We start from the raw sequence: 26,667 nt of genomic DNA on the forward strand, positions 1-26,667 counted from the left end.
ACAAAAGAGAGAAGATGAAATTAACACTCAGACAGATGGAAATATTTCTCAATGTGGTCGCTTCCGGGCATCTGACCAATGTTGCCAAAGAAATGAACCTGAGCCAGTCGGCTATTTCTATGTCTATCAAGGAGATGGAGAACATATTGGGACGTCCTGTTTTTGACAGGATCAACAAAAAGCTCGTGCTCAACGAAGTGGGGCGTGCATTGTACAAAGAGATCGATCCGATCTTCAAAAAACTCTCGGATATCGAGTATGAGTTCAAGAATTCGGAGAACAAAGGAATGATCCGTGTCGGAGCGAGTACCACGATCGTGGATTATTTGATGCCTTCGATCATCTGCAGCTATATGAGCTCCTATCCTGATGTCAAGATCACGCTCAAAGAAGGAAATACCAAAGAGATCGTTGAAATGATCAAGACTGGAACGATCGATGTCGCTTTTGTGGAAGGGTTGGTGGATGGCCCGGAGATCATTAAAGAGAAGATCGGTGTGGATGAACTGGTAGTGGTCACCGCAAATAAAGAGCTGGCAAAACCCTGTTATATCGATGAACTTGCCGATATGCGATGGGTACTCAGGGAAGAGGGCTCAGGGACCAGAGAGGTTTTTCTCAACTACATCAAAGACAAGGTCGACAACCTGAATATCTTCTTTGAACTTGGACATACGGAGTCAATTAAGAGTATTCTGATGAACCGGGAATGTTTTACCTGTATCTCCAAGATCTCGGTAAGGAATGAGATCCGCGAAGGAAAACTATTCCCTGTGCCGATCAAGAACTTTGACTGTAAACGGGATTTTCTTATGATATACCACAAGGACAAGTACCACAGTACACTGTTCGAGAAATTCCTTTTCTTTTCCAGAAAGCTGATGATGCAGATGCTCGATGAGGAGCAGCGGCTTAAGTGATCAAATCTCCTTGAGCGCCTTTTCATATTCATGGGGATGGTTCAGGTTGGTAAATGGATCATTATCTTTAAATGCTACGAATTTACTCTTTGCTTCTTTCAGTAACTGTGTAAGCCGGTGCCTATTCTCTTGAAAATGCGTCTTGGCCAAAGGAAGCAGGGACCGTTTGTAAACACCGCAGAGAGGCTGCAGGCCGTCAGGACTCTGAGCGATCACAGCATCTGTACCTTCTTTATTCTCTTCGAATAATTTTTCGATTACATTTTCGTCTACAAAAGGTGCATCGACACTCAATATAAATATCTCATCTGCATCAAGTGTCTCGAAAATGGAAAGGATACCGGCAAGAGGGGAACTTACGTCATATCTGTCATAGATCAGTTCCGCCCTGAAGTCGAATTTGTCCTCTTTGGTAGAAATATAGACTTTTTCAAAGAGACCCTGCAGGCGTACGTACTGGTATTGTGCCAGCGAATTGTAATCGGCAAAGGGAAGCAGGGCTTTGTCCCGACCCATACGCGAACTTTTACCTCCTGCAAAGATTACGGCGGGGATTTTGCATTTCATACGATCGACTCTTTTCGTTTTTGGTGGATCCATAATACAATAAATGCCATAAAAGTGATCAGTGCTTCGATGAGGAACATCTTTTCCCCGTAAATTTGTCCGGAAAGGACCGCACCTACCGAGCCACCAAGTCCAAAAGCGATGCCAAGGAAGAACTGCTGTGCCAGTTTTTTCTGGCTATAGAGTGAAAAGACATAGGTGATTGAGGCAGTATGGTAGAGTGCGAATGACACTGCATGCAAAGATTGTGAGGCGAAGGTCCATACAACAGATTCGGGGAAGAGGTAGAGGATCAGCCAGCGCAGGGAAGTGACGAGGATGGCGAACTGCAGGATATTGAGCAGGTTCCTCTGCAGCAGTGGTCCCTGAAAATAGAGCATAATGATTTCACAGACCACCCCGAAACTCCACATCCAGCTGGTCATTTCAAGTGAGATGCCATGAGAGGTTTCATAGATAGTGAAGAAATTGTAAAATCCGCCAAAGCCCATCTGCATCAGAAAAACAGAGACCCAGAATGCCCAGTATCTGGAGAGTGAAAAGGAGGCATCATCATCTGCCTGATCATGGGAAGTGCTGTCGTATTTGGCCAGTATCAGTCCGAAAACGAGTGTTAAAAAAGTCATGATGCTGAGATAATAGAGTGCTTCGAAAGGGGCTTCCAGTACTTTTCCCAGCCAGAGTGCGATAGCCATGAAACCGATAGATCCCCAGAGACGGACCTTTCCATAGGAGGTTTTGGTCAATGAAGCCAGAGCGATAGTCTCTACATAAGGAAGGGAAACACCCATAGCGGCACCAAAAAGAAGATTGGCAATCAGGTAGAGCTCAAAGTTTCTGACCGTTCCCAGAAAGATCAGTGTGGCAACAAATGAGAAAAACAGAGAAAAAAGATAGACTTTTGGTGTCAGTTTCAGGTAATGTTTGAAGATAAAAGGAAGCAGGAATCTCATGAAAGGTGCAGCAGCATAAACAATACCGACCTGCATGGCGGTGTAACCGAGATCCACAAGCACTTTGGGCATGAAGATCACATAGACGCCGACCAGCGCAAAGTAGAAAAAGTAGTAGGCGCCAAGAAAGGGAGGGAGCATACCGAAGTGTTTGATCTGGATCATTTGTCTGCAGGTTTGATGATCACCGCGGTATGGCTTAGAAGGTCATGCAGGGTCTTGCTGTCTTTTCTAAAGAACATCATGACCCAGCCAAAGATAGTGAAGAGTGAAAGTATCGCTGCCGCGTTCCTGAAGAATATGATGAAGAGAGAGGGTTTCTCTCCCGTACTCTCATCGATGAGCGTCAGGTCGTAAGCACGGTAGCCGGGAGTTTGTCCTGTCTTGTACATGAAAGCAGTCTGCACGATGACCAACGGCACCAGAATATAGAGCCAGCCCAAAGCTTTATGCTCTGCAAAACCTTCACGTCCTCCCATAACCAGGTAGAATACAATATACATGAGAGGCATGACCAGCATGAAAGCATCTGTCAGGAAAGCTTTGAGTTTACTGGTTTTCGAGGCATAGTTACGCTTTAATTTTGGTATGGAGTCTTTTTTGACAGGAGACATCGCCGCTTTGCCCTGCTTGATGTCACGAAAGCGTTTTTTTGCCATTAGAAATCCCACACAACAGCGGCATAGGGACCATTGAAGTCCATGTCTACGACAAGTCCATCTATCAGGTCACTGCTGTCAAGATGCTGGGCCTTGTATCCTGCTTCGATACCCAGTCCCATGCTGAATGTGTATCGGGCGCTGAGTTCATAGTTGTAATAGGTCGTATCATCATAGCTGAAAATATCGCCCTCAAATTGCAGGCTCAGGTCCGTATTGGGGATGTTGAATCTGGCTTTACCGTAGAGTGTAGGCATAAAGAAGGAAAAATCTGTATTTTCAGTAGTAGAAATAGACGTAGGCCCGATTCCTGTCAGAGCGGTTACAGCAATATTCCCGTCAATGTAACCCAAAGTGACACCTATATCAGCTTCTACCCAGTTGTCGAGAAGCTCATAATAGAGTGTAAGATCGTATTTGCTGATATCGAGGTTGTTTTCAATGGTCCCGAGTGTTGGAATATTGATACCGCCCCAGGTGAAATCACCGACTTCCCCTTTTCCTTCATGGGAGAGTTGTGTATAGGCAAGTTTGATATTAGGGAGTATCGGCACAGGATGCTCTATATAAGCTTTGAGAAAAACATTCTCATTACTGTCCCAGTGCAAAGTATCTTCCACGTCAGCTGATGTGCCCAGTCCCAAGCCTGTATATGGCTCAGTATAGGAGGCGTATCCGCTTGGAGAGTGGCTGTACATACCGATAGATATCTCTCCTCCGGCCATATCAGCATAGAGTACAGTTGAAGCAAGTAGAGAGGCAAGTACAAATTTTTTTATCATCAGGTTCCCTTATTATTTTTATTTGATGGAATCATACTATTTTATACCTTGGGTCATTGTAAATATAGGCAGAAGCATCGCTGAAACGATTACCCCGACAATGGCACCGATCAAAAGCATCATCAGTGGTTCGAGCAGTCCGAGAAGCAGTTTGAGCCTCTCCTCATTCTCTTCGGCATAGAGTTTTGAAATGTTATTCAGAATGTTGGCGACCTCACTCGACTCTTCCCCCAGTGCCAAAGACTGTAGGAAGTTCCGTTTGAGTTTCACTCCTTTTGACATTTGCAGCGCATTGGAGAGTTTGTTTCCTTCCAGTACCTTGACCGAAGCAGTTTCAAAAAGTTCCTTGAGCTTGTAGTTTGCAAATGAGGCGGTTGCCAGTTTAACTGCCTGTGCATAGGCAACACCCGAATCGAGCATCAACGAGAGGATGTATGAGAAACGTCCGAGTTCATGGTTTTGGATCAGTGAGCCCAAGACAGGTACTTTCAGCAGCAGCCCATCCCAAAAACGGTGAAACGAGTACAGTTTGCTGTAAGCGAGCTTGAAGAGTGCAATGACGAGTACGATGCTTATGACAAGATGGATATAGTAGTGGGTAAGAAAATCACTGATGTTCAGTACGAACTGTGTAATGGGTGGAAGTTTCTGGTCTGTATCTTCAAAGATACCAGTGATCTTGGGGACAACGAATGCGATGAGGAAAGAGGTCATCGCAATGGCCACCGTGAAGATAACCGTAGGGTAGACCATGGCTCCTTTGACCTGTTTTTTGACCTTGTTCTGTGCAGAAAAGAAGTTTCCCATATTGGTGAGGACTTCCACCATCTTTCCACTCTGTCCCGCAATGTTGAGACTTTGCACGAAGAATTCAGGCATGGCATAGACCTTCTGCGTGTTGAGGGCATGATAGAGGGATTTACCCTCGTCGATCATCGTTCTGACAGAGTTGAGGAAAGAAACGTATTTTTTCTCATTTTCGTGTTGATTCTCCAGTAGGCGAATAGCGGTCAGAATGGTCATACCGGAGTTGAGGTAGGAGGAGAGTTCTCTCGAAAAGGTGGCCAGCATTTCTCCGGGCATCTCTCTTTTGGCAAAGGCGTCAAGAGAAAACTCCTTGGTAGGCGTGAGGGATTCATAATAGATGTTCTGTGTACGAAGCTTCTGTCCCGCTTCTTCGGTGGTGCCGGCAGTTACTGTTCCTTTGACCCGCTTCCCCGACTTGTCGAAACCTTTGTACTTGAAGAGCATTTCTCTGCCTGTCCTTGCCTGTTTTTATAATGGTTGTATTATAACTTTTTTAGCTGTATGTTGCTATAGTTAGGGATGAAACGATTTATAGCACTCTATTTCCTTTTTCTGGCACTGCTGTTCGTTTTTCTCTATCTTCCTACTTTACCTGTTTCGCTTTATCTCAATCAGATGCAGAGTGGTTTGACGCTCAAGCTGCTCTCACTTTTTTTGAAAGCTGGGCAGCTTCAGGGTATTGATATCATGATCAACCCGCACTACAAGATTATCATCAACCAGGCCTGTAACGGGCTTATCCCTTTCTTTTTCCTTGCCGCATCCATTTTGGCGTATCCTACCGGGCTGCGGCACAAAACCCTATGGCTGATTATCGGCTATCTGGTCTATTTACCGGTGAATGTGGCACGTATTCTAATGGTGGTATATTTTGTCGAGTCTGAGGGTGGAAGAGGCAATTTTCATTGGTCTCACGATATTGTGGGCAACGCTATTCTGCTCATTGTGGGACTGGGACTTTTCATAACGTTTATCAGGACCGACCGGCTTAAAAGGTACTGATCTTGAATCGGAAATAGGCAGAAGAATATTTGTCTTTGAGCTTGATCTCTTGTACGGTCGCGGCAGGACCGAAACCCTCTTTTGGTGTCAGGTTGAGCACTTCGGGAATGAAATACTCTCTCTGGGCTTTTTTGAGTATCTCCCTGCTTTTAAAATCATCGATCTTGAAATAGGGCCGCAGCACTTCATAGGCATCTTTTTTTTCTTTGTGGTAACGCAGTGCGTTATCTGCAAGAAAGAGAGAGTCCTGTAGCGAGAGTTTGTTCCTTTCTGTGATATAAACGATCTGCTCATGGTTCTGGCTGTGCACTTTAAGTACATAGACGATGGAAATAGAAATAATGATCACGGAGACAAGTATCTCTATAATGGTAAAAGCCGGACGCAAAGTCCTTGCAGGGGATAAAGTTTTCAATAGAAGTCTCCACTTCCCGCAGCCAGCCTGCTGTTTTTGAGCCAAAGCTCTCTGGCTTCTTCCAGCGAGTCAACTTTTTGGGGCTCACCGAAAAATGCAGGAAGGAAATAGATACCGTGTCGGTTCTCCAGTATCAACTGTGTGGAGCTGCCATTCCTGTAAAAGTTCATCTCAAGACAGATCTTCTTGTCCTGGTATCGCCTGTCTTCAAGCTGTAGCAGCGACTCCTGTGAATCCAGAGTATAGGTTTTGGTCCCTGCAAGATCGACTTTGTTCTCGTAGGCTTCAAAAGGAGAGGAGATATTTGTACGCAGGTAACAGTTCTTGCAGCGGTTAACACAGATCAGTGTTGCTTCACCGCTGAAAAGTTCAGAGTTCTGAATGGTCGTTTTCAGATTGAGCACGGTCAATGCTTTGGGTTTGCTCTTATTCATCTCTATGCCGTTGAATCCAAGAAAATAGACAATGGAGATGATCATAATAACCACAAGTAGTTCAATCAGGGAGAAAGCGCTTCGTATGATTTTGCGTGAAGAGAAGAGCATGTGTCGGATTATTTGTTACACTCTGAAAAGCGAATATCTTTGTTATTTTCTTCTCCTCCCTCTTTCCTGTCTGCAGCAAAGCTGACTAGTTCGAATTCATCCCCTTTTTTAATGTAGACGAATGGTGTTTTCCATGAATCTTTCGGTAATTTTTTCAGATAGGGTTTTGCCCGGTAGTTGGGATACTTTTCTGCATCAGGGTTGCTCAAGAGCGCTTCAAGACCCTCTTCTGTATCAGGGTAGACACCGTTGTCGAGTTTGAACATATCTAGCCTTTTGCCTATGTCGTTCATCTTGAGGCATACGGTATCTCTTTTGGCCTGATCGGCAGAATCCATTAGCCCAGGGGCCACAACGGCCACAAGCCCGCCGAGTATTACAATGACAATGAGAAGTTCGATCAGAGAGAAACCGGCTCTGAGTGTAGGGTTTAATGATGGTTCTGTATGCATATCTTTCCTTAGTTTGCTTTGGTATAATATCTGATAATTTTACTTTAATAGAGCTTTTAGATGGATAAACCCAAGTATCACAGTACCAGCAACACAGCAGAGAGGAAAGGCTTTGCTCTGCTCATCACCCTCTCGGTACTGGCAGTACTCATCGCACTGACAGGGGTACTTCTCTCCTACTTTGACACGGTAAGGAAAGATGCTGCAGCCACCAAGGCCCTGGTCCAGGCTGATCTCTACTATATGGATATCAGGAAGATCATTGGGGATTTCAAAGAGAAGAAAGTGCTCTACACCACCCTCTATCAGATGCCTGTACCGCTGCGATCCCCGGACGGCAGGTTTGATGTACAGCTGCAGTGCCGTCCCAGAGCGAATGGTATTAATATTAACTGGCTGGGTAAAGAGGATGATCCGAAGATGAGGGTGCATTATGACGCGGCCCGAAAGCTCTTTGAGAATATTGTCCAAGACTATGACCTTGAAGATGCGGGCAGGCTTGAGGAAATGTTGCTCGAAGAGATGCAGGGTAAAAAGTCCTTCATTGCCAAAGAAAACAACAGACTTTTGCAAAAAAATGGTATTATATCGTCTAAACAGTTTAGACATATTCTGCAGCAGTATCAGTTTGAAACGGATGACCGGAAAGTTGCACTGGTCCCTTGGGAGAAATATTTTGTATTTGGTGACAGTGGTGAGCTGGTGGATGGGAACTATTTGTCTGCTGAGCTTATTGCGATATTGTTCGATATCGATCTTGAAAGCGTAAAAGACGAATGGGTCGAAGGTGGCATGAATCTGAAGGATTTTGTCTCCAATATGGGCGAGGAGTATAACGACAAACTCTATGCACAGAAGTTTGTTGAAGAGGCAAAGTGCAGCGTACAGTATGCTTATGAGGACGGGCGCTTCGCATTTACGTTCATAGACAGTGAGGGAGAGGTGAAAGATTTTGAATTTAACGGGAAGCAATAAAGAGATGTTACTGGTACACAGGGGGATGAAACCTCTCTCTCTCGACCACAGCGTAAATGTCATGCTCACGCCGCAGTTCTACACGATGAGAAAAGAGGCGTTACCCGTCAAGTATCTCTACCAGGCCAGAAAGATCGCACCTTCGCTTTTCGATGGATTGCTGGACGAGAAGGGAAGCTACGAGTATTTTGTTTTCAAAGAGAAGGAAAACTGGGTGTTCATCGCCTATGATCCCGAAGAGATCAGGGAATTTCTTCTTTCCAAAGGCATCTCTGCTGAGCATCTCTCCAAGGTTTTTTTCGCACAACAAGCTGCAGAAGCCCTTGAGAAACCTGTGATCCTGAGCGATAAAGAGGCCCTGATGACGATTGATGGAACGGTTACGCTTGTCCCCAAAGGGATACTTGCCGCAGATTTGCAAACCACTCAGTTCGATATGAGTTTCACTCCATCGTCCGGTGTAACACTAGAGGGTGCCCATACTTCGTTGATCGGTAAAAAAGAGGCGATTGTTCTGACGGTCGTCTTCTCTATCTTTGCAGTGGTCTTCTTCATAGAGGGATGGCAGTACAGCCGCAGTCTTGAATCCCAGAAGCAGGAGATGCAGGAGCTTCTCGAATCCTACCCGGCACTGCAGAGTCAAATGCAAAGAGAGAGTATTGCTCTCAAATACAGAACGATCGATAGTAAGGAACGCAAAAAGAGAGAGACAGTTAAAATGCTTTCCTCCATGATCTTCAAGGGTGTGACGCTGACCTCCTACCACATGGACGAGAAGCGGTTTAAAGCGCTCTTCTCCTGCGTGGACGACAAGGTGGCCAACAAGGTAAAAGAGATGGCTAAAAAGTCCCGTCTCAACGTAACAAGTACCAAAGGCAGTAATATCGTGACTGTTGAGGGGAAGGTATGAACCTGAGAATATACAGATATGAACTGATCGTGGGCATTTCTCTCTTTGTAATGCTGATAGCTTTTTTCTATAAAAATACCCAGATCTCTTCACAGGCGGAACAGCTCTTTGCGATGCAGCAGGAAATAAGAGAATTCAAGGAGATCATCGCACTGAAAAGAATATGGGGTGACAAGGGACTCTCCAAAAAGACCGACAAACTGAAAAGCATCGTACCTCAGCCAAAAGTGACTTGGAGCAAAAAAGGCAAGAAATTGACCGCCAGATACAAAGATCTCAGTGCCAAAGAGCTGAACAGGCTGATGACAAAGATGACGAGCCTTGCTGTACAGATTACAGAACTGGATATTGCCAGGTCGGGTGAAAACTATAATGTGGAGTGCAAATGCAAGTGGTAAAAAAAACAGGGATGATCCTCTTTGTCATCTGGTTCGCCTTTGTCCTCTTCATGCCCAAGCGAAATCTCTATTACAAGGTCGAACAGGAGCTTGCAATGCAGGGAATTAAGGTGAATGAAGGCAGACTTAATGAAGGCCTTTTCACGCTGAATATCGATGATGCCATCGTTTATGTCAAGGGGATAGACCTGATCCATATCAAACATGCCAGCTTCTTCTCTCTGTTCTTTTACAGCAGTGTGACGCTGGAGGAGATTGTAGTGGATGATTCCCTAAAAAGTATACTGCCTACCAGACTGGATGAAGCCAGACTCTCCCACGCCATCTGGAAGCCCGGACATATGGAGGTTGCCGGTAAGGGTGCTTTTGGAGATTTTTCGGGTGATGTAGACCTGATACAGCGAAAGGTCCATCTTGATTTCATGGAGATTAATGGTACCGGTATATGGAAGCGTCAGCTTAGAAAGGGAGAGAAGGGATGGTATTATGAAACGTCTTTTTAAACCCCAGACAATGCAATGGCTGCTCAAACTTCTTGTCGCAGTACTTATAGTCAAACTGATGTGGCTGGCGGTGGAGATGAAGTTCCTTCCGACTGCAGGGGTCAATCAGGCTGAAGAGGCAGGGATTAAACCCCTATACTACAGGGTTGGACTCTCTTCTAACAAAGCACCCGCTCCCAAAAAGGTGGTAAAGAAAATACCGGTGGGAAATATCAAAGATATCAAGCTTCTTGCTGTCTACAATGCTCCCGATGCTACTGTGGTCACGGTTATGTACAAGCGGAAGACAAAAGTGCTTGAACGAGGGGAAAGGATCAATGGCTTTACGCTTGAAGGAGCGGGAAGTACCTATGCTATGTTCAGCAAGAACGGTAAAAATTACAGGATCGACCTGACTAAAGGCAAAAAGGGTTCCGGCTCGGGAAGCATAAGGCCGACATATAAACCGGCTACTCCCAGACAGAGCAGCAGCGGGAATGCCCCCCAGGGTGAGATCGTCGATGCGGGTGACCACAAGATCGTCGACAAATCTCTGTTAGAGCACTACGCAAAAAATATGGATGACATCTACAAGAACATCGGTATTACGGAGGTCAAAAAAGGCAATACCCTTAAAGGCTTCAAGATCACCTTTGTGAGACGAGGCTCACCTTTTGCCAAGCTTGGGGTACGGCGCGGAGATATCATCAAATCTATCAACGGACAGGAGATAAGCAGCTACAATGCCGCATTCAATGTCTATAAAAATATCGGTGATGCCGAAAACCTTACGCTGGTCATTCAGCGAGGAAAAGAAGAAATGGAGTTGGAATATGAAATTAACTAAAATACTTTTGGGAATGCTGCTGGTCTTTACGATTGCTCTGCAGGCGTCAGACGAGGAGACGGTCAATGTCAACTTCCGTGATCTTTCGGTCAAGGATTTCATTGAAATGGTTTCGAAGATCACACACAAGAATATCCTTATCGATACCGATCTGAAGGGCAAGATCAATTTTGTAACGACCAAGCCGATCAAAAAGTCCTCGCTGATCCCTTTGGCGAACTCCATTCTGGGCAGTAAAGGGCTGACACTGATCGATCAGGGAGACTTCTACAAAGTAGTCAAGGGTTCCACTGCGGCCGGTGAGGGGCTCGATGTGAGTTCTTCCATAGAAGGGGAGACGATGAAAACAGTCATGTTCCCCCTGAAGAACTCCAATGCGGCAGTCATCCGCGCCAAGATAAAACCTTTACTGCACAAGAACGATAAGGTGATCTCCTTTAAGGAGAACAATGTCCTTGCCATTACTTCTACTCCCCGAACACTGCAGTCGATCTCGAAGATCATCAAAGCGATTGAGAAAAGAGGCATCAAACGTTCCGTGGTCATTAAGTTGAAGAATGCCAGCGTCAAAGAGGTATTTTCCAATGCTCAGAATATGGCTAAAAAGATCTTCCCCCAGACCATCGAGAGCGAGAAGGTGGACATCTTCAAGGATGAGGCGACCAACTCTCTCATTCTTGTAGGAAAAGAAGACAATAACCGGCGTATGATCAAGTACATCAAGCAGCTTGACCGTAAGGGAGATGACCAGATGCAGAAGATGTATGTGCTCCGCCTGAAGAACTCCAACGTCGAGGAGATGGAGAAGATCATGAGTAAGTTGATCTCCCAGATGAACAATATGTCAATGAAAAAGCCCCAAAAGGGAGGCAAGCCACCTAGCAAGGCGATGGTGGTCTCTGATGTTGAACGAAATGCCCTCATTGTCCTTGCTACGGGAGAGCAGATGCGTAATATTCGTGAAACGGTACGCAAGATCGATATTCCCAAAGTACAGGTCTATGTCAAGGCAAAGATCGTGGAGATCAACAAGGATATGGCTGAGCAGATCGGTATGAAATACGGAATGAATGGAGGGACGATTACCTCTTCAGGGCTCTTCACGCTTGCGGGAAATATGGGTGCCGGCGCATTGCAGATGTCTCCGTCACTTTTGGGGTTCCTGAACACAAACAATACAACAACCTATACAGATGCCAACGGAAATGTAATACAGGAAAACAATCCTGCCTTCAAATTTGATTCAACGGATAAGGCTTTCGCTTTGGGTGCAGCGCTTGATCTTTTGGAAAAAAATGGAGCGGCACGTCTTTTAAGTGAACCCTCGATACTCTGTACGAACAATAAAGAAGCTGAGATCTATGTAGGACAGACAAGGTCCATCCTCACTCAGGCACAGCAGTCCACTACGGCAGTTTCCAATGTTATCAATAATTATTCACGTGAAGATATTGGACTGACGCTCAAAGTCAAACCGAGACTCTCCAGCAACAACCAGGTAACACTGGAAGTAGAAACAATACTTGAAGATATTGACCCTTCTTCAGAGCAGGCGGCAGACAGACCTACCACAACAAAAAGAACAGTCAAGACCAATGCCATAGTCAAAAACGGAGAAATGATCATTCTTGGAGGGCTTATTAAAAGGACGGGAGGTAAAAGCATCAGTAAAGTACCTTTTCTTGGAGATATCCCCATACTTGGAGAAGCACTTTTTACCCATACAAATAATGTTGAGCGGGAGCAGAATGTTGTGATCTACCTGACACCTTACATTGTGAGAAAAAGCGGTGATTTACAAAAGCTCAAGGAGATGCTCTCAGAGCTTGAAGAGGTGCAGATACGCTACAACAGGCTGGTAGAATCGGCATTGGAAAAAAACAAAGGTAAGCAGCGCAGCGACAGTACAAAAACATTTGCAGCAGAACCTCGGCAGATTCCTGAAGTATCTGCTTCAAGCCATTCAAACAGTGGGCATGTCAGTAACCTTTATATTCTCAACCAGGCCGAGGAGGAGTTCTGATGCAATTCCCTAAACTGCAGGATGTCAATCTTGAGCCGTTATGGGAAGAGTGCATCAACCACAAGCTTGCACTGAAGCACTCTTTGCTTTTCAGTACAATCGAAGGTGTTGACAGTTGCGTAGTTCAGCAGGAGACAGTGGCCGATGCCCTGAACTACCTTGCCAAGCTGCCAGTCGACTATCCGGTTATTATGGTAGATACCGAGAGTTTTGTCCGTCTCAAAAATAAATTTCTCGAGATCCAGACCGGTTCGGACTTCGAAGAGATGTCCACGACTTCCGAAGAGCTCATCGAGGCGGAGAGCGATCTTCTCGATTTCATCCGAAATTCCCAGGATCTTCTTTCAAGTGAAGAGTCCGCTCCCATCATTAAGCTGGTTAACTCGCTTTTCTTTCAGGCCATCAAGAAGGGTGCGAGTGATATCCACATAGAGAGCGGTGAGAGAAAAGGAGACGTACGTCTGCGTATTGACGGAGCGCTTAAAAAGCATTTGGACCTGGACAAAAGCATTATAGGGCTGGTGATCAACCGTATCAAAGTTATCTCAAGTCTTGATATCTCCGAGAAACGTGTCCCACAGGATGGGCGTACACAGATTTCTATTTCGGGAAAAACACTTGACGTCAGGGTCTCCATTCTCCCTACCTATTATGGTGAACGGGTCGTAATGCGTATTTTGGCACAAAGTGAACATATTCCGACGCTTGAATCTCTGGGCTTTCAGGAAGAAGTGACAAAAAATCTCTATAAACTGCTCAATCATGCCCATGGAATGATACTGGTGACCGGTCCTACGGGTTCGGGTAAATCGACAACGCTTCATGCATGTTTACAGCATATTTCCACCCCGGATAAGAATATTATTACCGTAGAAGACCCGGTAGAGTACAATGCAAACAATATCAGCCAGATACAGGTCAACACCAAAGTAGGGCTGACCTTTGCAGCAGGCCTGCGTTCAATTCTGAGACAGGACCCCGACATCATCATGGTAGGAGAGATCCGTGATTCGGAAACGGCAGATATTGCACTGCGTTCGGCACTGACGGGACACCTGCTTCTTTCTACACTGCATACGAACGACTCTACCTCTTCTCTGAGCCGTCTGATGGATATGGGGATAGAGAATTTCCTGATCTCGGCAACACTCCTCGGTGTGCTGGCACAGAGGCTGACACGAAAGCTTTGTGTCCACTGCAAGGAAGAAGCGCTGCTGCCTCCTGCCATAGCCGAAGAGATCGATGTTCCTGCGGATAAACTCTATTTCAGGGCCGTAGGCTGCAAAGAGTGTGACTTTACCGGTTACAAAGGCAGGCAGGCGATCGGAGAACTCTTTATCATTGACGACACGGTCAAAGAGATGATGAAGGACGGCTTCAATGACCATCAGGTGCGTGAAGTGATGAAGCAGAACGGTATGAAGACCATTTCAGACAAGCTCAAAGAGATGCTGCTTGCCGGTGAGACCAGTTATGAAGAAGCGATCCGTGTCGGACTCATGGATGGGTAGAAGAAGCGCCTTTACCCTTTTGGAGGTACTTATCTCCATTGCGCTTCTTGGGCTTATACTTCCTGCACTCTACCAGAGTGTTGAACTCCTCAAAGACTCCAACAAGCATCTTTTCGACTATGTGGAGAAGGCCAAAAAGATCAGCAAAGCTACGGAAATACTTTATCTTGATATTTTGAGTTCGGATGGAAACCTGAGCATTAAAAAAGATGACTTCAGCAGGTTGTGTATAGAGCAGACCCGTAATTCGCTCTATGAACTGCCCAGTGCCAAAGTATGCTGGATCGTGATGAAAAAGGACCATGCGCTTCTCAGGGTGGAGGGTAACGGCTATCTTTTGCCTCTACGGGTGGATGATAGGGTGGAAGCTGACCTAGTCATGAAAGACCTTGAAGTTTTCGATGTCTATCACAGTATGGACAAAGTGCTTGTACTGATCCAACAGGCAAAAAAAGAGCCTATCTCTTTTATGGTGCAGGGTGTCACAAAGCCTCAGAAAAAAAAGAAAATGGCCGCCAAGAAAGCGGTTAAGAAAAAGCGTCCACCCGGAAATCAGGAAACCAACGGAACAAAGTCTCCCGGTAAGACTCCACCGCCGATATAATTTTTTAAGTAAATCTGTTACAATAATCCTCATATCACACAAGAGGATGATGCATGAAAGAGATCTATGAGAAACTGGGACTGTTCTACCTGGGAAAAGATGTTGACAAAGAGACGATGGAGCCTGTTGAGGCACTGACGCTTCTGAAGAACAAGAACTTCACGACACATGCCGCGATCATCGGTATGACCGGTTCCGGTAAAACGGGACTGGGTGTGGGTATCATTGAAGAAGCGGCTATTGACAATATCCCTTCGATCATCATAGATCCCAAAGGGGATATGGGAGACCTCTGTCTGAGCGACCCCTCCTTTTCTGTCAAAACCTTTGAACCCTGGGTAAGGGATGAAGCACTTTCCAAGGAAGCGGACCCTGCCGAATATGCACAGAAGATCGCAACGATGTGGAAAGAGGGAATTCAGAGTTTTGGGCAGGATGTCTCGCGTGTCGAAAGATTTCATGCTGTACCGAAGACCATCTATACCCCCGGTTCCTCGGCCGGTGTAGCCATCAATATTATGTCATCCCTTGAGGCCCCGCCTGCCCAGATCATGGAGGAGAGTGATAGCTTCACTGCCTACCTCAAGAGTACTACGACTTCACTGCTCTCCCTCATCGGAATCACTGCCGATCCGCTTGACTCCAAAGAGTATATCCTTCTGACACAGATCATTACACAGGCCTGGTTAAGCAAAGAGGACCTGGGTATCGAGACTATCATCGGCAGGATACTTAAGCCTCCATTTAAAAAGATCGGTGTTCTGCTGCTTGATGATTACTACCCGCAGGAGACACGTTTCAAACTGGCAACCAAGTTCAATGCGCTTCTGGCAAGTCCCAGTTTCTCTCTCTGGCTGCAGGGGGATGATCTCGATATCCAGAAACTGCTGTATGATGAGAACGGTAAAGCAAAGATTGCCATATTCTCCATTGCACATCTTAACGATGATGAGCGTATGTTCTTCGTAACACTGTTCCTGAACAAATACATTGCCTGGATGCGCAGACAGAGTGGGACTTCAACACTAAAAACACTCCTTTACATGGATGAGATATTCGGTTACTTTCCTCCGACCAAGAACCCGCCAAGCAAGGAGCCCATGCTACTGATGCTCAAACAGGCACGTGCCTTTGGTGTGGGCGTGGTACTCAGTACACAGAACCCTGTTGACCTTGATTATAAAGGACTCTCCAATATCGGAACCTGGTTCATTGGCAGGCTGCAGACCACGCAGGATATTGAACGTGTCATAGACGGACTGGGAGGGAAGATCGGTTCGCGTTTTGAGAAAGGTGAGATCAAAACATTGCTGGCGAACCTGAAAAAAAGGACTTTTTTCCTTAAAAGTGCGCATCTTGACGACATTCGCCTCTTCACAACACGATGGGTGCTGAGCTATCTCAAAGGACCGCTCAAGAGAGATGAGATTGCTGCATTGATGGAAAGACAGAAAGCCGGGCAGGAGATTCAAAAACAGAGCTTTGAGAGGCTGGGAAGAAAGAATGATACTCTGGGCTCTTTTCAAAACGTAAATGCTTCCATACCTCAGTATTATGAGCCGGACCCCTCCGGGCAGAATATTTTTATTCCTACCCTTGCTGCAAAAGCCAAAGTACACTTTTTCAACCAGAGTAGAGGTATTGACGAAGAGAGGGAGTGTATGCTTAGTCTGGAGCTCGATGCCAAACAGCAGCAGATTTCCTGGGAAGAGGCCAGAGAAGAAGAAGTGGATTTTACGCGTCTGCCGCATATCGCACCCAAAAATGCACAGTATTATGACCTGCCGAAAATGATACTTGAGGACAAAGGGCTTAAGTATGCCATTCGGGAGCTGAAAGCGTACCTCTATCAGGAAGAGGGGCTGGATCTTTATCGCTGCAGATCACCGAAGCTCGAATCCAGACCTGGAGAATCGCGCTCGGACTTTATTGTCAGGGTACAGGATCTGCTACAGCAGAAAAAAGAGGAGGAGATTGAAAAACTAAAGACACGCTATGCCTCCAAAGAAAAAGTACTGCAAGAGAGACTGCTCCGTGCACAGGAGAGGGTGGCTAAGGAGTCCTCTGACTCTACTTCATCGATGATTGATATGGGTATTGCTGTACTGGGTGCACTCTTTGGGAAGACAAGCCCGACCAAAATAGGGCGCACCATCAGCAAGGGAGGGCGTATACTCAAAGAGCGTGGAGAGATGAGCCGTGCAGAAGAGAGAGTTGCTAAAGTTCAGGATGATATCGATACGCTCAATGATGAGCTTGAAGAGAAGATCGAGAAGCTCAGTGAAAAATATGATATAGGCAACTGTGAAGTTGAAACATTTAAGATCAAACCGAGACGAACGGATATTGATGTAGAGAGATGTGCTGTTGTTTGGAGAGTATCGTAAATTTAGAATAAAGAGAAATTTAACAAAATTTTGTATATAATCAAAATTAATCAATGGATATAGTCAATAATAAATAAGGAATGACCGGTGTCAGTATATATAAACAGTAAAACAGGAGAAGCAATAGAGAGGGAAGAGCCTCAAAATGAAGAGTATATCTATACTGGGAAAGCGCTCGTTTTGGAAACGGACAGCGACAGGATCATTACCTATGCCAACAGAAGATTTGTGGAAACAAGTGGCTACAGCAAAGAAGAGATGATTGGTTCGCCCCACTGTATGCATTTACATCCCGATATGCCTGCAGGCATTTTCAAGGATGCCTGCAGGCTGACTGATGAAGGCAAGACCTGGAGCGGCTTGGTGCAGAATGTAAATAAAAAGGGGATTTCCTACTGGACAGAGCTTCTCATACAGCCGAAGATTAACGAGATGGGTAAGATAATTGGTTATATGGCAACACGAAGAGAGATGGATACTTCCAAGCTTGGAGAGGTAAAAAAAGAGTATGAAATGATGAGGGCTGCGGGAGAAGAGACCGTGAAAGGCCAATTCTGCGGTGAAGTCTATCTTGGAGAAAGTGCCTGCGCTTTCTAAGAAGTGCAGACAGAAAACATATTACCCTTTACTGCCCGGTTTAATAGCAGTGCTTCCTTCTTTGCACATAGGGCACTCTTCGGGAGCGTACATTTCAAAAGTAAAATCCTCCAGAGCGAAAAACGGTACATCTTTGGGAAGCTTACATTCACTTTTGGCTTCGTTTTTCCCGCCGACACGTTTACAGAACCCTCTGTTCGCAAGGGAAGCGAAAGCGACCACTTTGGCACCCAGTGCTTCAATGGCTTCTGCTGCCTTGAGTGCAGAACCGCCTGTGGTGATGATATCTTCGCAGATGATGATCTTTTCACCCGGGGATACCTCAAATCCGCGCCGGAGTTCCATCCCGCCCTCTTTCTTCTCAACGAAGATGGAACGGACACCCAGAGAGCGTGCCAGTTCATAGCCGGCGATCACTCCGCCCAGAGCGGGAGCACAGACCGTATCGACTTCGATCCCGTTCTCTCGAATCATTTTTGCAAGTGCATCAGTGAGTAGTGATGCTTTTTGAGGATATTCCAGTACCTTCGCACTCTGAAGATAACGGCTGGAATGGTTACCGCTGGCAAGAAGAAAGTGCCCTTCCAGAAGAGCATTGGCATCTTTGTATACCTGTTCGACATTCATCACTATACCTTTAGGATATCTGCTTCTTTTGCTTTGAAGAGCTCATCGACCATACCAATGTGGTCATCTGTGATCTTCTGGATCTCATCATGTGCTCTTTTGGACTCATCCTCGGAGATCTCTTTGTCCTTTTCAAGTTTTTTGATCTTGTTGTTCGCATCTTTACGAATGTTTCTAATAGCCACTCTGGCATTTTCCGCCATGGCCTTTGCCTGCTTGACGATCTCCTGTCTCTGTTCGCTTGTCATTGGCGGGAAGAAAAGTTTGATGAAGTCACCGTCGTTATTCGGGTTCACACCGATATTTGCTTCCTGAATGGCTCTTTCAATGTCACTGAGGAGGTTCTTTTCCCATGGTGTGATGCTGATAGTTGTTGCATCCGTAGCGATGACACTTCCCACCTGGTTCAGCGGTGTAGGTGTTCCATAGTAATCGACCTTGATATTGTCGACGATATTGGTAGTGACCTTCCCTGTTCGCAATGATGCGAAGTCACGTTTCAGTGCTTCGAGACTTTTATTCATATGTTCTTTGGTGTGTTCAAAAATTTCATTGACCATGATTCTCTCCTGGAGGATTATTTGAATGAATTTTACCTTTTTTTACCTTTGAAGGTGAATGTGTGTTTTAAGGGAGGGGGAGGTGAAGAAATAATATGTGAAGATATAAGTCGGGATATCTTTATCTCGACCTATTCATGCTGGATACTATTTTGTATCTGCTGCTTTCGGTGCCGCAGGCGCAGAAGATTTTTCCGGTGCTGTGGCGGCAGGTGCTGCAGGAACAACGGCATTGTTCTTCGGTGTGATCTTGTCTACGACAGAAGCGCTGTTCTGTGAAGTGTAAAGATAGCCGAGTGCCAATGTGTTGATGATGAAAAGGAAAGCAAGGGAGAAAGTCAGCTTCGCAAGGAAACCTGTTGGTCCTTTCGCTCCAAATACAGATTCGTTACTTCCACTGTATGCACCCAGTCCGATACTTGAACTTTTTTGTAGAAGTATAGCGATCGTAATAGCGATCGCCAGTACAATTTGTACGATTAATAGTGTTGATGTCATTGATGCCTCTTTACTGTTTATGAGTAGCCCAAATCAAATTTGGGTATAATTTCGGCGATTATACCCAAACTATATTGAAATAGTGATAAATAGTAACATTGGAGCAGTTTTGGAGAGAAAAGAGACAGGGATATCAGGCGCGATCAAAGAGTTTTCGCGTTTTGCCAAAGCGTATGACCGGTACAATATCATACAGTCTGAAGTAGCAAAGACCCTAGTCTCAAAACTGTCTGAAAAGAATTATGGAACGATCATCGATATCGGTGCGGGAAGTGGTAAAGTCTACCATAACCTTCTCTCTGAACATATTTCTTTTGAACGTTTTATTGCACTGGACTCCTCTTTGGAAATGTTAAATATTCATCCGAATGAACAGTCTGTAGAAAAAGTCTGTGCAGATTTCAACTCTCTAGAGACCTTGGATCCTTTGGAGAAAAATGAAGATACACTTCTGCTTTCTTCTTCCGCGCTTCAGTGGAGCACAGATCCGGAAGCTACTTTCTCCAAGCTCTCCCAACTTGCCCCCCGGGCATATTTCGCCATCTTTACATCCAATACATTCAAGACACTGCATCAGAGTGCAGGTATTGATTCCCCGATACATAGTACGGAACGGCTCAAAGCGCTGATGGAAAAGTATTATGATGCCAAATATGAACTGCGCCAGTACAAACTGCATTTCGATTCTGTGCATGAGATGTTTCGTTACATTAAAAAAAGTGGTGTCAGCGGGGGAGAAAAGAAGTTGGGATACAAAGAGACAAAAGCGCTGATGAAAAATTATCCGCTGGATTATCTCGAGTTTGAAGTCTTGTTTGTGGAAGCAAAGAGGTAGGGTGCTGTGTCCTCACAGCACCAAAGAGAAAGAGAATGAAACCCTAGTCGTCATTCCCGAATATGCCAAGCAGCTGTAAAAGTGTTACGAACATATTCAGGAAGTCAATGTAAAGCGATACCGCTGCATCGACCGGCGAATCATATGCGCCGTTCGCAATGTTCTGCGTATCATAGATCGTGAACAGTGAGAACAGAAGCAGGATCCCCGCAGTGATAACAATGTGCATCATAGGGCTCTGAAGTAGGAAGTAGTTCACCAGTGACGCGATGATCACGACGATCAGTGTAATGAACAATGGTTTACCCCAGCTTGAGTAGTCGGACTTGCTGTTGATCGCAAAGAGACTGAGCGCTCCGAAGAGAACAGATGTCATAAGGAATGCATTCCCAATGACCGCACCGTTACCCATACCGATGAGCGAAGCCAAAAGTGGCACCAAAGATACCCCTGTGAGAAAGGTGAAGAGGAAGAGCATTGCAAGGTTAAGGCCTGGCTTGCTTCTTGTCATGCTCAGTCCGAAAAAGAGGACAAGCAGTTCCGCTCCAAAGATGAACCATTTGAACTGCATGATTGCCTCTGCATAAGGCATTGTCACATAGGCACCAGCTGCCGCCGCGATCATACTTGCTGCCAAGAGCTGATAGGTCTTCTTCATAAAGCTGACCGATGCACCTTCCTGTACATATCCAGCCTGTGCGGAGGCATAATCTCTGTCATATAAAGCCATATTGTTTCCTTTTATTAAATGTGATTTATAAATGTGTTGCAAGTATAGTCGCAGGAGATTAATCTAAGGTTAATCAGTTTGTTTTTACGTCAACCCCAAATATAACTGCTGAAAAGAGTGATTCTAATATATAATAATGTAAGCTATATAAAAAAACCGATAAATTTCAAAATATTTCGCAAAAACCCTTGACAAGGAAGGGATTCGGTGCTATAATACGCGTCCAACAACACATGGAGAGCTAGCGAGTTGCTAGAAAGAGTGTTATTGAGTGATCTTTGACAACCAAATATAAGTAAACAAATCAACGTCTATTTGAGATTTAATTTTTGCACTTTTTAACAAAAAAGTGATATGAATTAACTTAAGTAGAAATAACTTAAGTGATTCTGACAATGGTTCAAACCATTCTATTTTTAATGGAGAGTTTGATCCTGGCTCAGAGTGAACGCTGGCGGCGTGCTTAACACATGCAAGTCGAACGAGAACGGCTCTAGCTTGCTAGAGTGTCAGCTAAGTGGCGGACGGGTGAGTAATGTATAGTTAATTTGCCCCTTGGAGAGGGATAGCCACTGGAAACGGTGATTAATACCTCATACTCCTTCTATGTTAATCATAGTTGGGAAACGTTTTTTCGCCAAGGGATAAGATTATATGGTATCAGGTAGTTGGTGGGGTAAGAGCCTACCAAGCCAATGACGCCTAGCTGGTCTGAGAGGATGATCAGCCACACTGGAACTGAGACACGGTCCAGACTCCTACGGGAGGCAGCAGTGGGGAATATTGCACAATGGAGGAAACTCTGATGCAGCAACGCCGCGTGGAGGATGACGCATTTCGGTGTGTAAACTCCTTTTATATGGGAAGATAATGACGGTACCATATGAATAAGCACCGGCTAACTCCGTGCCAGCAGCCGCGGTAATACGGAGGGTGCAAGCGTTACTCGGAATCACTGGGCGTAAAGCGCGCGCAGGCGGCCTTTTAAGTTGGATGTGAAAGCCTATGGCTCAACCATAGAACTGCATCCAAAACTATTAGGCTAGAGTCTGGGAGGGGAAGATGGAATTAGTTGTGTAGGGGTAAAATCCGTAGAGATAACTAGGAATACCAAAAGCGAAGGCGATCTTCTGGAACAGTACTGACGCTGAGGCGCGAAAGCGTGGGGAGCAAACAGGATTAGATACCCTGGTAGTCCACGCCCTAAACGATGAATGTTAGTCGTCGGAGGCCTAGTGTCTTCGGTGATGCAGCTAACGCATTAAACATTCCGCCTGGGGAGTACGGTCGCAAGATTAAAACTCAAAGGAATAGACGGGGACCCGCACAAGTGGTGGAGCATGTGGTTTAATTCGAAGATACGCGAAGAACCTTACCTAGCCTTGACATTGAGAGAATCCTGTAGAGATACGGGAGTGCCTTCGGGAGCTCGAAAACAGGTGCTGCACGGCTGTCGTCAGCTCGTGTCGTGAGATGTTGGGTTAAGTCCCGCAACGAGCGCAACCCTCGTCACTAGTTACTAACGGTTCGGCCGAGGACTCTAGTGAGACTGCCTTCGCAAGGAGGAGGAAGGTGAGGACGACGTCAAGTCATCATGGCCCTTACGGCTAGGGCAACACACGTGCTACAATGGGCAGGACAATGAGACGCGATACCGCGAGGTGGAGCAAATCTATAAACCTGTTCTCAGTTCGGATTGTAGTCTGCAACTCGACTACATGAAGCTGGAATCACTAGTAATCGTAGATCAGCTATGCTACGGTGAATACGTTCCCGGGTCTTGTACTCACCGCCCGTCACACCATGGGAGTTGATTTCACCCGAAGCGGGGAAGCTAAACTGGCTACCCTCCACGGTGGGATCAGCGACTGGGGTGAAGTCGTAACAAGGTAACCGTAGGAGAACCTGCGGTTGGATCACCTCCTTTCAAGAGTATAGATGATATTTCCTCACAGAGTATCATCACAATCGATAAGACGATGGTTTGTTTGCACTGTTTGTTCAGTAGCTTATGTTTGGTTGATAAAGATCATTGGGATCTTTGACTTAATTTGGGGAATTAGCTCAGCTGGGAGAGCGCCTGCTTTGCACGCAGGAGGTCATCGGTTCGATCCCGTTATTCTCCACCATTTCGGCGTAAAGCACTTTGATAGCTTACACACGTACTTTAGTACGCTTCGTAAACTACCAAAGCACTTTCCACTCGAAATCATGTGGAAGAAAAAACTTAATATAAATATTCATTTCAAGAGTATTTATATTAGGTTTTACACCTAAAGTTATTTAACTTATTATTGTTAAGAGTCTAACGTAATGTTGCAAAACGAGACGCGATTGATTATTTATTTAAGAGATCAAGTCAAATTTTACAGAACAATTACAATTTAACATAAACATATTGTTTGAAAAGAATTTATTCTTTGATAATGATATCTTTCATGTGCAAGAAACTCAATAAAAAAGAAGATGTAAGAATCTTCAAACTTATTAAACAACCAAAAACGAACCAAAGTGGTAAGACACAAACAGTTCATTTTGCATTTAATAAGGTAGTACCTTAGAATTAAGTCAAATTAATCTAAGGGCAGATGGTGGATGCCTAGACCAGGAGAGGCGATGAAGGACGTACTAGGCTGCGATAAGCCGGGGGGAGCTGCCAAGAAGCTTTGATCCCCGGGTTTCCGAATGGGGCAACCCGGCATGGCGTGAGTCATGTCACTCTTAGGAGAGCGAACGCAGGGAAGTGAAACATCTCAGTACCTGCAGGAAAAGAAATCAACCGAGATTCCCAAAGTAGCGGCGAGCGAAATGGGATTAGCCCTAAACTCTGTGGGGTGTTAGTAGAATAAGCTGGAATGCTTGACCGTAGAGGGTGAAAGTCCCGTAAACGAAAACTAACCATGGACTATTCGAGTAGGTCGGGACACGTGTAACCCTGACTGAAAATGGGAGGACCACCTTCCAAGGCTAAATACTACTCCAGGATCGATAGTGAACCAGTACCGTGAGGGAAAGGTGAAAAGAACCGCGGCAAGCGGAGTGAAATAGAACCTGAAACCATCTGCCTACAATCATTCAGAGCCCTATGTTTTATACAGGGTGATGGACTGCCTTTTGCATAATGAGCCTGCGAGTTATGGTGACTAGCAAGGTTAATCAAACGAGAAGCCGTAGCGAAAGCGAGTCTGAATAGGGCGCCAAGTTAGTTGCTGTAGACCCGAAACTAAGTGATCTATCCATGGGCAGGTTGAAGCTGGTGTAAGAGCTAGTGGAGGACCGAACGGGTGAAGGTTTAAAACTTCTCCGATGACCTGTGGATAGGGGTGAAAGGCCAATCAAACTTAGTGATAGCTGGTTCTCTCCGAAATATATTTAGGTATAGCGTCATGTTCGAAACATGAGGGGGTAGAGCACTGATTGGGCTAGGGCCTATACCAAGGTACCAAACCCAGTCAAACTCCGAATACCTCATGTGAATTCATGGCAGTCAGGCGATGGGTGATAAAATCCACCGTCGAAAGGGAAACAGCCCAGACTACCAGCTAAGGTCCCAAAGTTCTATTTAAGTGGAAAAGGATGTGGAGTTGCTTAGACAACCAGGAGGTTGGCTTAGAAGCAGCCATCCTTTAAAGAAAGCGTAACAGCTCACTGGTCTAGCGATTCTGCGCCGAAAATATAACGGGGCTAAAATAGACACCGAAGCTGTAGATTTGAACAATAGTTCAAGTGGTAGGAGAGCGTTCTAGTCAGCATTGAAGCCATACCGGTAAGGAGTGGTGGAGCGGCTAGAAGTGAGCATGCAGGCATGAGTAGCGATAAAACGGGTGAGAATCCCGTTCGCCGTAAACCCAAGGGTTCCTACACGATGCTCGTCAATGTAGGGTTAGTCGGGTCCTAAGCTGAGTCCGAAAGGGGTAGGCGATGGCAAATCGGTTAATATTCCGATACCAACTATTAGTTTAGTACGAAGGGGGGACGCATAGGGTTAAACGAGGTCACTGATGGAATAGTGGCTCGAAGGGTGTAGATAAGCCGGATAGGAAAATCCGCCGGCTGTTTTCGAGACCTGACAGGCTGGCTGCGCTCTTCGGAGTAAAGCCAGAATCGTTGATACCGTCGTGCCAAGAAAAGCCTCTAAGTGTATTAATAGTTGCCCGTACCGTAAACCGACACAGGTGGGTGAGATGAGTATTCTAAGGCGCGTGGAAGAACCCTGGTTAAGGAACTCTGCAAACTAGCACCGTAACTTCGGAATAAGGTGTGCCTCCTTTGGTATAGGACTTCGCGTCCGAAAGCCAAAGAGGTTGCAACAAAGAGTCCCTCCCGACTGTTTATCAAAAACACAGCACTTTGCTAACTCGCAAGAGGATGTATAAGGTGTGACGCCTGCCCGGTGCTTGAAGGTTAATTGATGGGGTTAGTTCTTCGGAACGAAGCTCTTGATCGAAGCCCAAGTAAACGGCGGCCGTAACTATAACGGTCCTAAGGTAGCGAAATTCCTTGTCGGTTAAATACCGACCTGCATGAATGGCGTAACGAGATGGGAGCTGTCTCAACCAGGGATCCAGTGAAATTGTAGTGGAGGTGAAAATTCCTCCTACCCGCGGCAAGACGGAAAGACCCCGTGCACCTTTACTATAGCTTGACACTGCAATTGGGATATATTTGTGCAGGATAGGTGGGAGGCTTTGATGCTGTGGCGCTAGCTGCAGCGGAGCCATCCTTGAGATACCACCCTTATATATTCTGATTGCTAACTTGCGCCGGTTATCCCGGCGGAGGACAATGTCTGGTGGGTAGTTTGACTGGGGCGGTCGCCTCCTAAAAAGTAACGGAGGCTTACAAAGGTTGGCTCATGTCGGTTGGAAATCGACAGCAGAGTATAATGGTACAAGCCAGCTTAACTGCGAGACGTACATGTCGAGCAGAGACGAAAGTCGGTCATAGTGATCCGGTGGTTCTGTGTGGAAGGGCCATCGCTCAAAGGATAAAAGGTACGCCGGGGATAACAGGCTGATCTCCCCCAAGAGCTCACATCGACGGGGAGGTTTGGCACCTCGATGTCGGCTCATCGCATCCTGGGGCTGAAGCAGGTCCCAAGGGTATGGCTGTTCGCCATTTAAAGCGGTACGCGAGCTGGGTTCAGAACGTCGTGAGACAGTTCGGTCCCTATCTGCCGTGGGCGTTGGATGATTGAGGAGAGTTGCCCCTAGTACGAGAGGACCGGGGTGAACGAACCACTGGTGTACCAGTTGTCCTGCCAAGGGCATCGCTGGGTAGCTATGTTCGGATGTGATAACCGCTGAAAGCATCTAAGCGGGAAGCCAACTCCAAGATGAATCATCCCTGAAGATCCGCAGAAGACTACTGCGTTGATAGGCTGGGTGTGTAAGTGATGAAAGTCATTTAGCTGACCAGTACTAATAGATCGTTTGTATTTACTTTATTCTTCAATAGGTACTACCTTGCTAAGTGCAAACTTACAAGATGTATTTCTTAAAGTTGTAATTACCAAAAACAACATTCGATAGGCTCTTAACAATACTAAGCTTCTCAAGCTTTCCATAAGCAAAGAGAATTA

General features: G+C 45.7%; 25 protein-coding genes, 1 tRNA gene and 2 rRNA genes. 16 read left to right on the forward strand and 12 right to left on the reverse strand.

Translation table 11 applies throughout. The features are described from left to right. The first annotated feature begins 14 nt into the window (after positions 1-14). Complete coding sequence (locus YH65_RS00080) at positions 15-920, forward strand: LysR family transcriptional regulator (RefSeq protein WP_046550099.1); 906 nt, start codon at positions 15-17, stop codon at positions 918-920. On the opposite strand, the gene mobA is transcribed toward YH65_RS00080, so the two are convergent. From mobA to YH65_RS00105, 5 genes are read right to left on the reverse strand one after another with little or no spacing between them, the layout of a single operon-like run. Further along, positions 921-1,487, reverse strand: a complete 567-nt coding sequence (gene mobA / locus YH65_RS00085; protein WP_046550100.1) for a molybdenum cofactor guanylyltransferase MobA — start codon at positions 1,485-1,487, stop codon at positions 921-923. After that, a complete protein-coding gene (locus YH65_RS00090) occupies positions 1,484-2,605 on the reverse strand; it encodes an MFS transporter (RefSeq protein WP_052746026.1) in 1,122 nt (373 codons plus the stop codon). Before YH65_RS00090 ends, mobA begins: the two co-directional genes overlap by 4 nt. Next, the gene (locus YH65_RS00095) at positions 2,602-3,099 is read right to left on the reverse strand and encodes an RDD family protein (protein WP_046550101.1); all 498 of its coding nucleotides are present in this window, start codon (positions 3,097-3,099) and stop codon (positions 2,602-2,604) included. The genes YH65_RS00090 and YH65_RS00095 overlap by 4 nt, the downstream gene beginning before the upstream one ends. Continuing rightward, positions 3,099-3,881, reverse strand: a complete 783-nt coding sequence (locus tag YH65_RS00100; protein WP_046550102.1) for a TIGR04219 family outer membrane beta-barrel protein — start codon at positions 3,879-3,881, stop codon at positions 3,099-3,101. Before YH65_RS00100 ends, YH65_RS00095 begins: the two co-directional genes overlap by 1 nt. Positions 3,882-3,917: 36 nt before the next feature. Continuing rightward, positions 3,918-5,132 carry a type II secretion system F family protein gene (locus YH65_RS00105; RefSeq protein ID WP_046550103.1) on the reverse strand — a complete coding sequence of 405 codons (1,215 nt, stop codon included), beginning with the start codon at positions 5,130-5,132 and terminating at the stop codon, positions 3,918-3,920. A 75-nt stretch (positions 5,133-5,207) separates the two neighbouring features. On the opposite strand from YH65_RS00105, the gene YH65_RS00110 reads away from it, so the two are divergent. Continuing rightward, positions 5,208-5,690 (forward strand): exosortase/archaeosortase family protein, encoded by a 483-nt coding sequence (locus YH65_RS00110; RefSeq protein ID WP_046550104.1) that lies wholly within the window; start codon positions 5,208-5,210, stop codon positions 5,688-5,690. Here the strand turns inward: YH65_RS00110 and YH65_RS00115 are convergent. From YH65_RS00115 to gspG, 3 genes are read right to left on the reverse strand one after another with little or no spacing between them, the layout of a single operon-like run. Continuing rightward, the gene (locus YH65_RS00115) at positions 5,677-6,105 is read right to left on the reverse strand and encodes a prepilin-type N-terminal cleavage/methylation domain-containing protein (RefSeq protein WP_046550105.1); all 429 of its coding nucleotides are present in this window, start codon (positions 6,103-6,105) and stop codon (positions 5,677-5,679) included. The genes YH65_RS00110 and YH65_RS00115 overlap by 14 nt on opposite strands. After that, positions 6,102-6,650, reverse strand: a complete 549-nt coding sequence (locus tag YH65_RS00120; protein WP_046550106.1) for a type II secretion system protein — start codon at positions 6,648-6,650, stop codon at positions 6,102-6,104. The genes YH65_RS00115 and YH65_RS00120 overlap by 4 nt, the downstream gene beginning before the upstream one ends. Positions 6,651-6,658: 8 nt before the next feature. Further along, a complete protein-coding gene (gene gspG / locus YH65_RS00125) occupies positions 6,659-7,102 on the reverse strand; it encodes a type II secretion system major pseudopilin GspG (protein WP_046550107.1) in 444 nt (147 codons plus the stop codon). Positions 7,103-7,162: 60 nt separating this feature from the next. Between gspG and YH65_RS00130 the strand changes: the two genes are divergently transcribed. The 10 genes from YH65_RS00130 to YH65_RS00175 all read left to right on the forward strand — a co-directional run bounded on the left by YH65_RS00130 (position 7,163) and on the right by YH65_RS00175 (position 17,836). Beyond that, positions 7,163-8,077 (forward strand): hypothetical protein, encoded by a 915-nt coding sequence (locus YH65_RS00130; RefSeq protein ID WP_046550108.1) that lies wholly within the window; start codon positions 7,163-7,165, stop codon positions 8,075-8,077. Further along, complete coding sequence (locus YH65_RS00135) at positions 8,055-8,987, forward strand: hypothetical protein (RefSeq protein ID WP_046550109.1); 933 nt, start codon at positions 8,055-8,057, stop codon at positions 8,985-8,987. Before YH65_RS00130 ends, YH65_RS00135 begins: the two co-directional genes overlap by 23 nt. Beyond that, positions 8,984-9,385 (forward strand): hypothetical protein, encoded by a 402-nt coding sequence (locus YH65_RS00140; protein WP_046550110.1) that lies wholly within the window; start codon positions 8,984-8,986, stop codon positions 9,383-9,385. Before YH65_RS00135 ends, YH65_RS00140 begins: the two co-directional genes overlap by 4 nt. Further along, on the forward strand, positions 9,373-9,888 hold the full coding sequence (locus YH65_RS00145) for a hypothetical protein (protein ID WP_046550111.1): 516 nt from the start codon (positions 9,373-9,375) through the stop codon (positions 9,886-9,888). The genes YH65_RS00140 and YH65_RS00145 overlap by 13 nt, the downstream gene beginning before the upstream one ends. Then, entirely contained in the window at positions 9,872-10,714 is an 843-nt protein-coding gene (locus YH65_RS00150; RefSeq protein ID WP_046550112.1) for a PDZ domain-containing protein, read from the forward strand. The genes YH65_RS00145 and YH65_RS00150 overlap by 17 nt, the downstream gene beginning before the upstream one ends. Next, positions 10,701-12,737 carry a type II secretion system secretin GspD gene (gene gspD / locus YH65_RS00155; protein ID WP_046550113.1) on the forward strand — a complete coding sequence of 679 codons (2,037 nt, stop codon included), beginning with the start codon at positions 10,701-10,703 and terminating at the stop codon, positions 12,735-12,737. The genes YH65_RS00150 and gspD overlap by 14 nt, the downstream gene beginning before the upstream one ends. Further along, the gene (locus YH65_RS00160) at positions 12,737-14,248 is read left to right on the forward strand and encodes a GspE/PulE family protein (protein WP_046550114.1); all 1,512 of its coding nucleotides are present in this window, start codon (positions 12,737-12,739) and stop codon (positions 14,246-14,248) included. The genes gspD and YH65_RS00160 overlap by 1 nt, the downstream gene beginning before the upstream one ends. Beyond that, entirely contained in the window at positions 14,241-14,852 is a 612-nt protein-coding gene (locus YH65_RS00165) for a type II secretion system protein (RefSeq protein ID WP_046550115.1), read from the forward strand. Before YH65_RS00160 ends, YH65_RS00165 begins: the two co-directional genes overlap by 8 nt. 53 nt (positions 14,853-14,905) lie before the next feature. Next, on the forward strand, positions 14,906-17,239 hold the full coding sequence (locus YH65_RS00170; RefSeq protein ID WP_046550116.1) for an ATP-binding protein: 2,334 nt from the start codon (positions 14,906-14,908) through the stop codon (positions 17,237-17,239). An 87-nt stretch (positions 17,240-17,326) separates the two neighbouring features. Further along, a complete protein-coding gene (locus tag YH65_RS00175) occupies positions 17,327-17,836 on the forward strand; it encodes a PAS domain-containing protein (RefSeq protein WP_052746027.1) in 510 nt (169 codons plus the stop codon). Between the two features lie 21 nt (positions 17,837-17,857). Here YH65_RS00175 and pyrE read toward each other — a convergent pair whose 3' ends face one another. The 3 genes from pyrE to secG all read right to left on the reverse strand — a co-directional run bounded on the left by pyrE (position 17,858) and on the right by secG (position 19,521). Continuing rightward, complete coding sequence (gene pyrE / locus YH65_RS00180; protein ID WP_046550117.1) at positions 17,858-18,463, reverse strand: orotate phosphoribosyltransferase; 606 nt, start codon at positions 18,461-18,463, stop codon at positions 17,858-17,860. 2 nt (positions 18,464-18,465) lie between these two features. Beyond that, positions 18,466-19,023 carry a ribosome recycling factor gene (frr, locus tag YH65_RS00185; protein WP_046550118.1) on the reverse strand — a complete coding sequence of 186 codons (558 nt, stop codon included), beginning with the start codon at positions 19,021-19,023 and terminating at the stop codon, positions 18,466-18,468. A gap of 147 nt (positions 19,024-19,170) precedes the next feature. After that, positions 19,171-19,521, reverse strand: a complete 351-nt coding sequence (gene secG / locus YH65_RS00190) for a preprotein translocase subunit SecG (RefSeq protein WP_046550119.1) — start codon at positions 19,519-19,521, stop codon at positions 19,171-19,173. An 82-nt stretch (positions 19,522-19,603) separates the two neighbouring features. Between secG and YH65_RS00195 the strand changes: the two genes are divergently transcribed. Further along, positions 19,604-20,356, forward strand: coding sequence for a methyltransferase domain-containing protein (locus tag YH65_RS00195; protein ID WP_245609200.1), 753 nt, complete (start codon positions 19,604-19,606; stop codon positions 20,354-20,356). 43 nt (positions 20,357-20,399) lie between these two features. On the opposite strand, the gene YH65_RS00200 is transcribed toward YH65_RS00195, so the two are convergent. After that, positions 20,400-21,086, reverse strand: a complete 687-nt coding sequence (locus tag YH65_RS00200) for a Bax inhibitor-1/YccA family protein (protein WP_046550120.1) — start codon at positions 21,084-21,086, stop codon at positions 20,400-20,402. Between the two features lie 416 nt (positions 21,087-21,502). Between YH65_RS00200 and YH65_RS00205 the strand changes: the two genes are divergently transcribed. The 3 genes from YH65_RS00205 to YH65_RS00215 all read left to right on the forward strand — a co-directional run bounded on the left by YH65_RS00205 (position 21,503) and on the right by YH65_RS00215 (position 26,531). Next, positions 21,503-23,013: ribosomal RNA gene (locus YH65_RS00205) — 16S ribosomal RNA — on the forward strand. Positions 23,014-23,139: 126 nt separating this feature from the next. Beyond that, a tRNA-Ala gene (locus YH65_RS00210) sits at positions 23,140-23,215 on the forward strand. A gap of 437 nt (positions 23,216-23,652) precedes the next feature. Next, positions 23,653-26,531, forward strand: a 23S ribosomal RNA gene (locus YH65_RS00215). Together the 16S and 23S rRNA genes with 1 tRNA gene alongside form the textbook arrangement of a ribosomal RNA operon. Positions 26,532-26,667: the final 136 nt, after the last annotated feature.

This window comes from Sulfurovum lithotrophicum (genome assembly GCF_000987835.1).
Lineage (GTDB): Bacteria > Campylobacterota > Campylobacteria > Campylobacterales > Sulfurovaceae > Sulfurovum > Sulfurovum lithotrophicum.